This is a genomic window from Pseudomonas sp. AC193, assembly GCF_979258075.1.
This window is the reverse complement of the sequence record NZ_OZ409832.1, coordinates 5092451-5104776: the sequence shown is the minus strand read 5'-3', so window position 1 is coordinate 5104776 and position 12326 is coordinate 5092451. Positions and strand designations below refer to the sequence as shown.

Annotated in this window: 10 protein-coding genes; 3 read left to right on the top strand and 7 right to left on the bottom strand. The window is 60.3% G+C overall.

Features of this window, described 5'->3' with window-relative positions:
- Position 1: 1 nt before the first annotated feature.
- Both ACZZ0D_RS22985 and mgrA read left to right on the top strand, forming a co-directional pair.
- Positions 2–1321, top strand: coding sequence for an LLM class flavin-dependent oxidoreductase (locus tag ACZZ0D_RS22985; RefSeq protein WP_463554367.1), 1320 nt, complete (start codon positions 2–4; stop codon positions 1319–1321).
- A gap of 191 nt (positions 1322–1512) precedes the next feature.
- Positions 1513–2550 (top strand): L-glyceraldehyde 3-phosphate reductase, encoded by a 1038-nt coding sequence (gene mgrA, locus ACZZ0D_RS22980; protein ID WP_331693486.1) that lies wholly within the window; start codon positions 1513–1515, stop codon positions 2548–2550.
- Positions 2551–2751: 201 nt separating this feature from the next.
- On the opposite strand, the gene tauD is transcribed toward mgrA, so the two are convergent.
- From tauD to ACZZ0D_RS22945, 7 genes are all read right to left on the bottom strand, one after another.
- Positions 2752–3594 (bottom strand): taurine dioxygenase, encoded by an 843-nt coding sequence (tauD, locus tag ACZZ0D_RS22975; RefSeq protein ID WP_463554365.1) that lies wholly within the window; start codon positions 3592–3594, stop codon positions 2752–2754.
- A gap of 140 nt (positions 3595–3734) precedes the next feature.
- Positions 3735–4574 (bottom strand): taurine ABC transporter permease TauC, encoded by an 840-nt coding sequence (gene tauC / locus ACZZ0D_RS22970; protein ID WP_158829996.1) that lies wholly within the window; start codon positions 4572–4574, stop codon positions 3735–3737.
- Positions 4571–5365, bottom strand: coding sequence for a taurine ABC transporter ATP-binding subunit (tauB, locus tag ACZZ0D_RS22965; protein ID WP_463554364.1), 795 nt, complete (start codon positions 5363–5365; stop codon positions 4571–4573). The genes tauC and tauB overlap by 4 nt, the downstream gene beginning before the upstream one ends.
- 16 nt (positions 5366–5381) lie before the next feature.
- The gene (gene tauA / locus ACZZ0D_RS22960; protein WP_463554363.1) at positions 5382–6359 is read right to left on the bottom strand and encodes a taurine ABC transporter substrate-binding protein; all 978 of its coding nucleotides are present in this window, start codon (positions 6357–6359) and stop codon (positions 5382–5384) included.
- A 302-nt stretch (positions 6360–6661) separates the two neighbouring features.
- Positions 6662–8245, bottom strand: coding sequence for a glutamate--cysteine ligase (gshA, locus tag ACZZ0D_RS22955; RefSeq protein WP_212544757.1), 1584 nt, complete (start codon positions 8243–8245; stop codon positions 6662–6664).
- A 247-nt stretch (positions 8246–8492) separates the two neighbouring features.
- Entirely contained in the window at positions 8493–8876 is a 384-nt protein-coding gene (locus ACZZ0D_RS22950; protein WP_053116527.1) for a PaaI family thioesterase, read from the bottom strand.
- The gene (locus tag ACZZ0D_RS22945) at positions 8876–11200 is read right to left on the bottom strand and encodes a Tex family protein (RefSeq protein ID WP_463554362.1); all 2325 of its coding nucleotides are present in this window, start codon (positions 11198–11200) and stop codon (positions 8876–8878) included. The genes ACZZ0D_RS22950 and ACZZ0D_RS22945 overlap by 1 nt, the downstream gene beginning before the upstream one ends.
- 360 nt (positions 11201–11560) lie before the next feature.
- On the opposite strand from ACZZ0D_RS22945, the gene ompR reads away from it, so the two are divergent.
- Positions 11561–12301 carry an osmolarity response regulator transcription factor OmpR gene (gene ompR / locus ACZZ0D_RS22940; protein WP_008080479.1) on the top strand — a complete coding sequence of 247 codons (741 nt, stop codon included), beginning with the start codon at positions 11561–11563 and terminating at the stop codon, positions 12299–12301.
- Positions 12302–12326 lie beyond the last annotated feature (25 nt).

The window sequence follows — 12326 nt, the reverse complement described above, 5'->3', positions numbered from 1 at the left end:
GATGAGCAGACAGTTGAAACTCGGCGCATTTCTCATGGCCACCGGGCACCACGTCGCAGCGTGGCGGCATCCTGATGTGCCGGCGAATGCGGGACTGGATTTCGCCCATTACAAACGGCTGGCGCAGATTGCCGAAGCGGCGAAGTTCGATGCGTTGTTTGTCGCTGACAGCGTCGCCGCGCCGACCCAGGACATCGCCAGTCGCATGGCGCGCTCAGATCACTTTGAGCCGCTGACATTGCTCTCGGCGCTGAGTGCGGTGACCGAACACATCGGCCTGATTGCGACGGCAACCACCAGCTACAACGAGCCGTATCACGTGGCGCGCAAATTCGCTTCGCTTGATCACTTATCAGGCGGCCGAGCGGGGTGGAATCTGGTGACCTCGGACAATGCTGCCGAGGCGCTGAATTTTGGTCGTGATGAGCATATCGGCCATGCCGAACGCTACAGCCGTGCGCGCGAATTTCATCAGGTGGTCACCGGGCTTTGGGACAGTTGGGAGGACGATGCCTTTGTGCGCGACAAGGCGAGCGGTGCGTACTACGACCCTGCGAAGTTGCATGTGCTGGATCATGTCGGCGAGCACTTCCGGGTCAAAGGCCCACTGAACGTTGCACGTTCGCCGCAGGGGCAACCGGTGATCGTGCAGGCGGGATCCTCCGAAACCGGACGCGAGTTGGCGGCGCAAACGGCTGAGGTGGTGTTTACCGCGCAGACATCTCTGGCCAACGCTCAGGCGTTCTACGCCGACCTCAAGGGACGTCTGCCCAAGTACGGTCGCAGCGCCGATTCGCTGAAAATCATGCCCGGGGTTTTTGTCGTGGTCGGCCGCACCGAAGCCGAAGCGCAGGAAAAATGTGAAACGTTTCAGCAATTAGTCGAACCCGAGGTTGGCGTGGCTTTACTTGGGCGTATGCTGGGCAACTTCGATTTATCGAAGTACCCGCTGGACGGGCCGTTGCCCGAATTGCCACTGACCGAAAGCGGCCAGCAGAGTCGGCAGAAATTGCTCACTGAGCTGGCGGGGCGGGAAAACCTCAGCCTCGCCGAGTTGGGCCGCAAGATTGCTGGCGGGCGCGGGCATTACAGCCTGGTCGGTACGCCTGAGCAGATTGCCGATCGTTTGCAGGAATGGTTCGAACAGGGCGCGGCGGACGGCTTCAACGTGCTGGTGCCGCACCTGCCGGGCGGGCTCGAAGACTTCGCCAACGGCGTGGTGCCGGAACTGCAACGGCGTGGGTTGTTCAGAACGGAATACGAGGGCCGGACATTGCGCCAGAACCTCGGCCTGGCCCGACCTGTAAATCGCTTTGCATGATTGGTAGAGCTTTTGTGGTGAGGGGATTTATCCCCGTTCGGCTGCGGAGCAGTCGTAAAACCAGCGCATTCGGCGCACCTGATTCATCGAAGTTTCAGGTTTGGGGCGGCTTCGCCACCCAACGGGGATAAATCCCCTCGCCACAAAGGTGTCCGGTTTCAGATGACTAAAGACAGACAAGAGAGGATTCGATGACTTACACCGCTGCCGAAAATCGCTATGACTCCATCCCTTACCGCCGCGTCGGGCGCAGCGGTCTGGTGCTGCCAGCGCTGTCGCTGGGCCTGTGGCACAACTTTGGCGACAGCACGCCGATCGACACTCAACGTGCCTTGCTGCGCACCGCGTTCGATCTGGGCATCAACCACTTCGACCTGGCCAACAACTACGGCCCGCCGTACGGCAGCGCCGAGATCAATTTCGGCCGCCTGCTGCGTGAAGACTTCAAGCAGTACCGCGACGAACTGATCATCTCCAGCAAGGCCGGTTGGGACATGTGGCCCGGCCCTTACGGTCAGGGCGGCGGCTCGCGCAAGTACGTGCTGGCCAGCCTCGACCAGAGCCTGCAACGCCTCGGTCTGGACTATGTGGATATCTTCTATTCACACCGCTTCGACCCGGACACCCCACTGGAAGAAACCGCCAGCGCCCTTGCCACTGCGGTGCAACAGGGTAAGGCGTTGTACATCGGCATCTCGTCGTATTCCGGGGTGAAAACCCGTGAGATTGCTGCGTTGTTGAAAGAGTGGAAAGTGCCGCTGCTGATCCATCAACCGGCGTACAACTTGCTCAATCGCTGGGTGGAAAAGGATCTGCTCGATACCACCGACGAACTCGGCACGGGCGTGATTGCGTTCACTCCGTTGGCGCAAGGTCTGCTCACCGACAAATACCTCAACGGCGTGCCGGCGGATGCGCGGGTCAATCGTCCGGGCGGTGGTTCGTTGCAGGCTTCGCACTTGTCCGAGGCCAACATCGCTCATGTGCGGGCGTTGAATGAGATCGCCAAGCGTCGCGGTCAGAGTTTGGCGCAATTGGCGCTGGCGTGGACGCTGCGCGATCCTCGGGTGACCTCGGCGTTGATTGGTGCGAGTCGGCCGGAGCAGATTATCGAGAACGTTGGGGCGTTGAAGAATCTGAGTTTTAGCGCGGAAGAGCTGGCGGAGATTGACCGGTTTGCCCAGGAGGGCGGGATCAATCTGTGGGAGAGGCCTTCGACGGCGGAGTGAGTCACCCTCACCCCAGCCCTCTCCCTGAGGGAGAGGGAGCCGACCGAGGTGTCTTGCGTCATACATCGACCTGAAATACCGAGTCGATTATGGATTCAGCAAAGCAATATCAGGTCGGCGTACTTCTACAGCATCCCCCAATCAGTCCCCTCTCCCTCCGGGAGAGGGTTAGGGTGAGGGGCTTTTGGCTGTAAAAACGGCTCAACGAAAAAACGGCACATCCCCCAACACCGTCGCCCGCTGCATCACCCGCCGCGCCGGGCGGTAATCATCTACCGCGTAATGCTGGGTCACGCGGTTATCCCAGAACGCAATATCGTCCTGTTGCCAGCGCCAGCGAATGGTGAATTCCGGCCGTGTCGCATGGGCGAACAGGAACTTCAGAATCGCCTCGCTCTCGGTTTCCGACAGTTCATTGATCTTCGACGTGAAGCCTTCGTTGACGAACAGCGAACGCCGCCCACTGACCGGATGCGTGCGAATCACCGGGTGTGACAGCGGTGGATTCTTGCGCCGTGCTTCTTCCCACTGCGCCAATGCTTCTGGCGTGTTGCCGTAGCGTTCCAGCGGAAACGAACGAGTGAAATCGTGAGTCGCGGTCAGCCCTTCGAGCAAACTTTTCATCGGCGCCGACAGCGCTTCATACGCAGCAATCCCGCTGGCCCACAACGTGTCGCCGCCAAACTCCGGCAGCAACTTGGCGCTGAGCACCGCGCCCATCGCTGGCGTCGGCAGGAAGGTCACGTCGGTGTGCCAGATCGCGTTGTCGCGCACGTCGGTGACGGCGGTGTCGAGAATCAGCACTTGCGGTTGTTCCGGCACGTTCGGGTAGATCGGGTGAATGTGCAGGTCGCCGAAATAGGCAGCGAAACGCGCCTGTTGCGGTGGCTCGATTGGTTGGTTGCGGAAGAACAGCACTTGATATTTGAGCAGCGCCTGCTCGATGGCGTCGCGGTGTTCCAGGGACAGCGGCTGGCTGATGTCGACGCCGCTGATCTGTGCGCCGAGGGCCGAGCTTAATGGGGTGATGGTGAGGCTGCTCATGGTCTTTCTCTTCAATTGCGGTCATCACCCTATGTAGGAGCTGCCGAAGGCTGCGATCTTTTGATCTTGATCTTTTTAAAAACAAGATCAAAAGATCGCAGCCTGCGGCAGCTCCTACAGGGGGGATTCAAAAAGATGTTTTAGTGGGCCTGGCCGTGCCATGGCACCAGTTTGCGTTGCAGGGCGCGCAGGCCCATTTCCATGGCGAAGGCGATCAGGGCGATGACCAGAATCCCCAGCACCACCACATCGGTGACCAGGAACTGCGCGGCCGACTGCACCATAAAGCCCAAACCGCTGGTGGCCGCGATCAGCTCTGCGGCGACCAAGGTCGACCAACCAACCCCCAGACCAATGCGCACACCAGTGAGAATGTCCGGCAACGCGCTCGGCAAAATCACATGGCGAATCAGCTGCAAACGCGTCGCACCCAACGACTGCGCCGCGCGCAATTTCGCCGGGTCAACTGTACGAACACCGGTTGCGGTAGCGATGGCAATCGGGGCGAAAATCGCCAGATAAATCAGCAGCACTTTCGACAACTCGCCGATGCCGCACCAGATCACAATCAGCGGCAGATAAGCCAACGGCGGAATCGGCCGGTAGAACTCGATCAGCGGATCGAGCACACCACGGGCGATGCGGTTGGCACCGATCGCAATGCCCACCGGCACAGCGGTCAGAATCGCAAAACCCAGACCCAGACCGATACGGCTCAGGCTCGCACCAAGGTGCTGCCACAACGTCGAATCCATGTAACCGGTAGTCGCCAGCAACCAACCCTTTTGCAGCACGGCGGACGGCGGCGGCAGGAACAGCGGCTCGATCAATCCAGTGGCAGTCACCGCCCACCAGATCGCTAACAATGCAAACAAGGTCAGCAAGCTGATCCAGCGCGTGCTGAGGCTGCGGCGCACGGGAATCACCACCGATGCGCTGACCGGTTTTACCGCAGCCGAGGAAACGTCGTAACTGCTCATGCGCGCTCCTGCCGTTGCCCGGCGCTGCGTTGCGAGAAGACTTTGCTCAGCACGTGCTCGCGGGTTTCGATAAAGCGCGGATCGGATTTGATCGCGCGGGCGGACTCGCCAGCGGCGTAACGCTGACCGAAATCCAGCTGCAGACGCTCAACGATCTGCCCCGGATTCGGCGCGAGCAGAATCAGGTCAGTGGCGAGGAACACCGCTTCTTCAATGTCATGGGTAATCAGGAAAACCGGCTTGGCGGTGCGCTGCCAGACTTGCAGCAACAGCTCCTGCATCTGTTCGCGGGTGAACGCGTCGAGCGCGCCGAAGGGTTCGTCCATCAGCAATACGCGCGGGTCAGCGGCGAGGGCGCGGGCGAGGCCGACACGCTGCTTCTGGCCACCGGAGAGTTGCCAGATGCGGCGGCTTTCGAAACCGGAAAGATCGACCAGCGCGAGCATTTCACGGGCGATTTTTTCGCGTTTGTCCTTGGCGACGCCGGCCAGCTCCAGGCCGAATGCGACGTTGGCCAACACATCCTGCCAAGGCAGCAACGCGTCGTCCTGGAACACCACGCCACGTTCGGCGCTCGGGCCTTTGACCGGCACGCCGTCGAGGGTGATGCGCCCGGCGCTCGGTTCGACGAAACCGGCAATCAGGTTCAACAGCGAAGTCTTGCCACTGCCGGACGGGCCGAGGGCGACCAGCAATTGCTGAGGCCCCAGGGTCAGAGAAATATCCGCCAGCACCGGTTCGGGGCTGCCCGGGTACTGTGCGCTGATGCGCTCCAGCTGTAGCAAGGCCATCGCGGTTAACTCCCGATCAGTTGGTGATGAATTTGGCGCTGACGTACGGCGCGTAGTCCGGCAGAACGGCTTCGACCTTGCCTTGCTCCTTGAGGAACGCAGCGGTGTCGGTAATGGCTTTGGTGGTCGGCGCGCCGAGGGTGACGACCTGATCAGCCGCGAGCGGGTAGACGTTGCCTTGCAGCAGCAGCGGAATATCGCTGGCCTTGGCGCCGGAGAGTTTCACCAGTTTGTCGACGTTGGATTGATCGGCGAGCCAGGCTTTCGGGTCTTTGCGGTAATCGGCGTAGGCGTCGAGGGTGACCTTGGCGAACGCGGTGACAATTTCCGGGTGCTTCTCGGCGAAGTCTTTGCGCACGATCCACGCATCGAAAGTCGGCGCGCCGAACTTGGCCAGTTCGCCGGAGGTGATCAGCACTTTGCCGTTTTCTTTGGCTACGCCCAGCGCCGGATCCCACACGTAAGTGGCGTCGATATCGCCGCGTTTCCACGCAGCAACGATGGCTGGGGGCGCGAGGTTGAGCACGGTGACTTTCGATGGATCGATGTTCCAGTGCTTCAGTGCGGCGAGCAGGCTGTAGTGACCGGTGGATACGAACGGCACGGCGATTTTCTTGCCGACCAGATCCTGCGGGGTCTTGATGCCGGAACCGTCGCGGGCGACCAGTGCTTCGGCAGCGCCGATCTGAGTGGCGATGAGGAATGTTTCGACCGGGACTTTGCGGGTGATCGCGGCGGTCAGCGGGCTCGAACCGAGGTAGCCAATCTGCACGTCGCCGGAAGCGATGGCGGCGATGATGTCGGCGCCGTTGTCGAACTTGCGCCAGGCGATATCGGCTTTGGTGGCTTTCTCGTAAGCGCCGTCGGCCTGAGCGACTTTCGCCGGGTCAACGGTGGTTTGGTAGGCGACGGTGAGGTCGGCGGCCTGAGCCAGAAAACTCGCGGCAGCCAGAGAGGCTGCGGCGAGCAGGCGAAGCGGGATATTCAGTTTCATTGAAGAGCTCCATATCAGGCGACCGAGCGTCGGCGTGAAAGGAGACTAAATGATCTAAGAATCAGTAAATAAATAACTTTTTCGAATGAGCTTATGAGCGGAAAAATCTAAGCCTTAGGGGGAACTGGCGCTTTTGTGGCGAGGGGATTTATCCCCGTTCGGCTGCGCAGCAGCCGTAAGACCTTCCTGTGCGGTGTATCGGATAAATCGCGTATCTGGCTTTTGGGGCTGCTGCGCAGCCCAACGGGGATAAATCCCCTCGCCACAGGAGCCTGTCAGCACACAATTTGTGTTCTGACAGATCAGTTACTGATCGCCAGAATGCTCGCCTGATACGACCCAACAAACACATCAAAATCCCCCACCTCGTTCTGCTCAAGCTCAGCCTGCGCAGCCAGCGAAGTACGCGCCAGCTCCTCAAACTTCGCCTGTTCATCCGCCGCCAAAGGCTCGCTACGGAAAAACTCCGCGTGCGCCTGACTCTGACGCAACGAGAACTGCGCAAAGCTTTCCTTATGCTCAGCCATCGCCGCCAAAACCTGCGCGGATGGCGTCAGGGACGGATCGCTGACCTTAGCCAGTTGCGTATCCAGCGCCTTGCTGTGCGCATCGCCGCCATGGCTCTGATCCAGCAACGCCGCTAGCGGGGCGATTTGTTCCAGCAGTTCGGCAGCCCAGGTCTTCATCTCGACCGACTCACCATCACGCTGCAACTCCAGACCCGGACGACGACCTTCTTTAACCACACTGAGGAAGTTCGACGTGGCGTTGCCACACGAAGTATTGGTCAGCAGCGGGCTGTCGTTCAGCGCGCAGAACAGCAGGAACGCATCGAGGAAGCGCGACTCGGTGAGGTCGATGCCCATCGGCAGGAACGGGTTGATGTCCAGACAACGCACTTCGACGTACTGAATGCCACGGGCCACCAGCGCCTGAATCGGCCGCTCGCCGGTGTAGGTCACGCGTTTCGGGCGGATGTTGGAGTAGTACTCGTTTTCGATCTGCAGGATGTTGGTGTTCAGCTGAACCCACTCACCATCCTTGTGCGTGCCGACTTCAACGTACGGCGCGTACGGCGTGGCCACGGCTTTGCGCAGGCTGTCGGTGTAACTCGCCAGATCGTTGTAGCACGGCGTCAGACCGGCCTGAGCGTTGCTCTGGTAACCGAGGTCGCTCATGCGCAGGCTGGTCGCGTACGGCAGATACAGGGTGTCCGGATCGAGTTGTTCCAACTGATGCGAACGACCACGCAGGAAACCGGCGTCGAGCGCTGGCGAGGCACCGAACAGGTACATCAGCAGCCAGCTGTAGCGACGGAAATTACGGATCAGCGCGATGTAGGAAAACGACTGGAAATCGCGATCCGTGCCGACAAACCCTTCGGTTTCGCGCAGCAGCGGCCAGAGCTTTTCCGGCAGGGAGAAGTTGTAGTGAATCCCGGCAATGCACTGCATGGTCTTGCCGTAACGCAGGGCCAGGCCCTTGCGGTAAACGTACTTGAGCTGACCGATGTTGGAGGTGCCGTAATAGGCGATCGGGATGTCTTCTTCGGCCGGCAACGGGCACGGCATCGATGGACTCCACAGGTACTCGTTGCCGAGTTTGCTGTAGGCAAAACGGTGAATCTTGTCCAGGCTCGCCAGCGTATCAGCCGGGTCAGGCAGGGCGGGCGTGATGAATTCCAGCAGCGACTCGGAGTAGTCGGTGGTGATCTGTTCGTTGGTCAGCGCGGAACCCAAGGCTTCGGGGTGCGGCGTTTGCGCCAGGCGACCTTCGCTGGTCACGCGCAGGCATTCACGTTCGATACCGTGCAGGCACTGCTCGAGCAGAGAGAGGTTAGCGCGCTCGCCGAGCAGAGCCAGGCGGCGGTTGAGAAGTTCGCTCAATTTGGATTCCTTCACGCGTCAGTCGCCCCAATATGGGGGTGGGCAGGACGGTCTACAAGGGTGAAGTTAAAACTGGCGTTTTCGCCTGGTTTTTCTAACCGGTCAGCCGCACACATACTCTGTAGGAGCTGCCGCAGGCTGCGATCTTTTGATCTTGCTATTGAAAAACAAAATCAAAAGATCGCAGCCTGCGGCAGCTCCTACAGGATTCGTTGCGCCGAAATTAACTCAAAATGATGACCGGTAGCTACAGGACAGCGAACGTGCCTTGTGCTTTTGCGACCAGTTTGTCGCCCTGCATCACGTCGGCTTCAACCACCAACGTGCGGCGGCCCGGGTGGATGACCCGCGCCGTGCACATGACCTCGCCGTCGGAAACGGCGCGGATGTAGTTGATCTTGCACTCGATGGTCGCGCTCTGCTGATCGAAGCCGTGAGTGCTGGAACAGGCCAGCCCCATGGCGATGTCGACCAGACTGAACAGCGCGCCACCGTGCAATTTGCCGCCGCGATTGCGCAGTTCCGGTTCCAGCACCAGGGCGACTTGCGCCACCCCGGTTTCCAGGCTGTGCAGGCGGCAGCCCAACAGCTTGAAAAACGCGCTCTCGACGAGCCCGGCCGGAATTTCCATCAGCGTTTCTTCAATTGCTTGGCGTTGGCGAACAGCGAAGCCATCGCGTTGTTCACCGGGGCGGCGGTGACGGTTTCCTTGCGTGGCGCGTTGTTCGACGGCTGGCGTTGCGCCGAGCCCGGACGCGAGCCACGGGCACCGTCGATCTTCTCGCCCGGAGTGTCGCCCATGCGCATCGACAGGCCGACGCGTTTGCGTGGTATGTCGACTTCCATGACCTTCACTTTCACCACGTCACCGGCCTTCACCGCTTCGCGTGGATCCTTGATGAATTTCTCCGAGAGCGCCGAGATGTGCACCAGACCGTCTTGATGCACGCCGATGTCGACGAAGGCACCGAACGCGGTCACGTTGGTGACGACGCCTTCAAGGATCATCCCCAGTTGCAGGTCTTTCAGGTCTTCAACGCCTTCCTGGAACTCGGCAGTCTTGAACTCCGGACGCGGGTCGCGGCCCGGTTTTTTCAGCTCTTGCAGAATGTCGGTGACGGTTGGCAGACCGAAGGTCTCGTCGGTGAATTTCTTCGGATCCAGACGCTTGAGGAAGCTTGCGTCGCCGATCAACGAGCGGATGTCGCGGTCGGTTTCAGCGGCAATACGCTGCACCAGCGGATAAGCTTCCGGGTGAACCGCCGAGGAATCCAGCGGGTTGTCGCCGTTCATCACGCGCAAGAAACCGGCCGCCTGTTCGAAGGTTTTTTCGCCCAGACGCGCGACTTTCTTCAGGGCTGCACGGGTTTTGAACGCGCCGTGCTCGTCGCGGTGAGCGACGATGTTCTGCGCCAGCGTCGAGTTGAGGCCGGAGATACGTGCCAGCAGCGCTACCGAAGCGGTGTTCACGTCCACGCCGACGGCGTTCACACAGTCTTCAACCACTGCATCCAGACCACGCGCCAGTTTCAGCTGCGAAACGTCGTGCTGATACTGGCCGACACCGATGGATTTCGGATCGATTTTCACCAGCTCGGCCAATGGATCCTGCAGACGACGGGCGATGGACACGGCGCCACGGATCGATACGTCGAGATCCGGGAATTCCTTGGCCGCCAGTTCCGATGCCGAGTACACCGATGCGCCGGCCTCGGAAACCATGACCTTGGTCATTTTCATCGCCGGGTATTTTTTGATCAGCTCGATCGCCAGTTTGTCGGTTTCGCGGCTGGCGGTGCCGTTGCCGATGGCGATCAAGTCAACCGAGTGCTTGGCGCACAGGGCGGCCAGGATGGCGATGGTCTGATCCCACTTGTTGTGCGGCACGTGCGGGTAAACCGTGGCGTGGTCGAGCATCTTGCCGGTCGAGTCGACCACGGCCACCTTGCAACCGGTACGCAGGCCCGGGTCGAGGCCCAGAGTAGCGCGCGGGCCGGCCGGGGCGGCCAGCAGCAGATCGTGCAGGTTGTGGGCGAAGACGTTGATCGCTTCGGTTTCAGCGCCGTCACGCAGTTCGCCGAGCAGGTCGGTTTCCAGGTGTGTGTAGAGCTTGACCTTCCACGTCCAGCGCACCACTTCGCCGAGCCATTTGTCGGCCGGACGGTTCTGGTTCTGGATGTTGAATTGCTGGCCGATCATGCCTTCGCACGGGTGCATGGTGCCCGGCAGCTCGTCGCCGACTTTCAGCGCGGAGCTGAGAATGCCTTCGTTGCGGCCACGGAAAATCGCCAGCGCGCGGTGCGACGGCATGCTTTTCAGTGGTTCGTCGTGTTCGAAGTAGTCGCGGAACTTGGCGCCTTCCTCTTCCTTGCCAGCGATAACGCGGGCACTGAGGGTGGCTTCCTGTTTCAGGTAGTTACGCAATTTTTCCAGCAGACTGGCGTCTTCGGCGAAGCGTTCCATGAGGATGTATTTCGCGCCTTCCAGCGCAGCTTTCACATCGGCCACGCCTTTTTCGGCATCGACGAAACGTGCCGCTTCGGTTTCCGGGGCCAGGTTCGGGTCGTTGAACAGGCCATCCGCGAGGTCGCCGAGGCCGGCTTCCAGGGCGATCTGGCCCTTGGTGCGGCGCTTCTGCTTGTACGGCAGGTACAAGTCTTCGAGGCGGGTCTTGGTGTCGGCAAGCTTGATGTCGCGCTCAAGTTGCGGGGTGAGTTTGCCTTGCTCTTCGATGCTGGCGAGGATGCTGATGCGCCGTTCGTCGAGTTCTCGCAGGTAGCGCAGACGCTCTTCCAGGTGACGCAACTGGGTGTCATCGAGGCTGCCGGTGACTTCTTTCCGGTAACGGGCGATGAAGGGAACGGTTGAGCCTTCATCGAGTAGCGCGACGGCCGCTTCGACCTGTTGTGGGCGTACGCCGAGTTCCTCGGCGATGCGGCTGTTGATGCTGTCCATAAAACCACCTGACATATTGTGAAAGCAGGCTCGCAGGCGCGAAAATAAAGGCCCGGAGTCTGGTTGAGCGGCATGAAGATGGCCGCTGCCTGGATCAAAAGGCACCCCATTGACCCGTGAAATCGAACAATTACTGCGGTTGCCATGAAAAAAACCGGCGATCACCTGCGGTAACGATTCAGACGTTGCCTGGCACAAAACGCCGCGCATTATAACCAGCGTTCTGCCATTCGGGGGTGTTGCAGTCTGTAGGCATAAACCCCGGTTTTCTGGCAGTGAAGGAAAAATCTGCTAACAATGCACACGGTGCGTATAACGGCAGCTACGCCATAATGCGCGCCGAGCTAAAAGGAGCATCTAATGAGCAGCACTGCACAAACTGCTGAAGGCGAAAAAATTCTTATCGTTGATGACGATCCGGGGCTGAGCAGCCTGCTGGAACGTTTCTTCGTCAGCAAGGGCTACCGCGCCCGTACCGTTCCGAACACCGAACAGATGGATCGTCTGTTGTCGCGTGAAGTGTTCAATCTGGTCGTCCTCGACCTGATGCTGCCGGGCGAAGACGGCCTGACCGCTTGCCGCCGCCTGCGCGCCGCGAACAATCAGATCCCGATCATCATGCTCACCGCCAAGGGCGATGAGATCAGCCGCATCAAGGGCCTGGAACTGGGCGCCGATGACTATCTGGCCAAGCCGTTCAACCCGGACGAGCTGATGGCCCGGGTCAAAGCCGTTCTGCGCCGTCAGGCCGCTCCGGTGCCGGGCGCGCCGGGCAGCGAAGACGAAAACGTCACCTTCGGTGATTACGTGTTGTCGCTGGCCACCCGCGAACTGAAGCGCGGCGACGAAGTGCACATGCTCACCACCGGTGAGTTTGCGGTACTCAAGGCCCTGGTGATGAACGCGCGTCAGCCGCTGACCCGCGACAAGCTGATGAACCTGGCCCGTGGCCGCGAGTGGGATGCCCTCGAGCGTTCCATCGACGTGCAGATCTCGCGTCTGCGCCGGATGATCGAACCCGATCCATCCAAGCCGCGCTACATCCAGACTGTCTGGGGCGTGGGCTACGTGTTCGTACCGGATGGCGCCGCCACCAAGTGATCGGCGATTTGTAGGAGCGGGTCTG

Coding starts and splice junctions, on each gene's coding strand:
- ACZZ0D_RS22985 (WP_463554367.1), top strand. CDS start 2: ATGAGCAGACAGTTGAAACTCGGCGCATTTCTCATGGCCACCGGGCAC.
- mgrA (WP_331693486.1), top strand. CDS start 1,513: ATGACTTACACCGCTGCCGAAAATCGCTATGACTCCATCCCTTACCGC.
- tauD (WP_463554365.1), bottom strand. CDS start 3,594: ATGAGCAGCCTCACCATCACCCCATTAAGCTCGGCCCTCGGCGCACAG.
- tauC (WP_158829996.1), bottom strand. CDS start 4,574: ATGAGCAGTTACGACGTTTCCTCGGCTGCGGTAAAACCGGTCAGCGCA.
- tauB (WP_463554364.1), bottom strand. CDS start 5,365: ATGGCCTTGCTACAGCTGGAGCGCATCAGCGCACAGTACCCGGGCAGC.
- tauA (WP_463554363.1), bottom strand. CDS start 6,359: ATGAAACTGAATATCCCGCTTCGCCTGCTCGCCGCAGCCTCTCTGGCT.
- ACZZ0D_RS22950 (WP_053116527.1), bottom strand. CDS start 8,876: ATGGAAATTCCGGCCGGGCTCGTCGAGAGCGCGTTTTTCAAGCTGTTG.
- ACZZ0D_RS22945 (WP_463554362.1), bottom strand. CDS start 11,200: ATGGACAGCATCAACAGCCGCATCGCCGAGGAACTCGGCGTACGCCCA.
- ompR (WP_008080479.1), top strand. CDS start 11,561: ATGAGCAGCACTGCACAAACTGCTGAAGGCGAAAAAATTCTTATCGTT.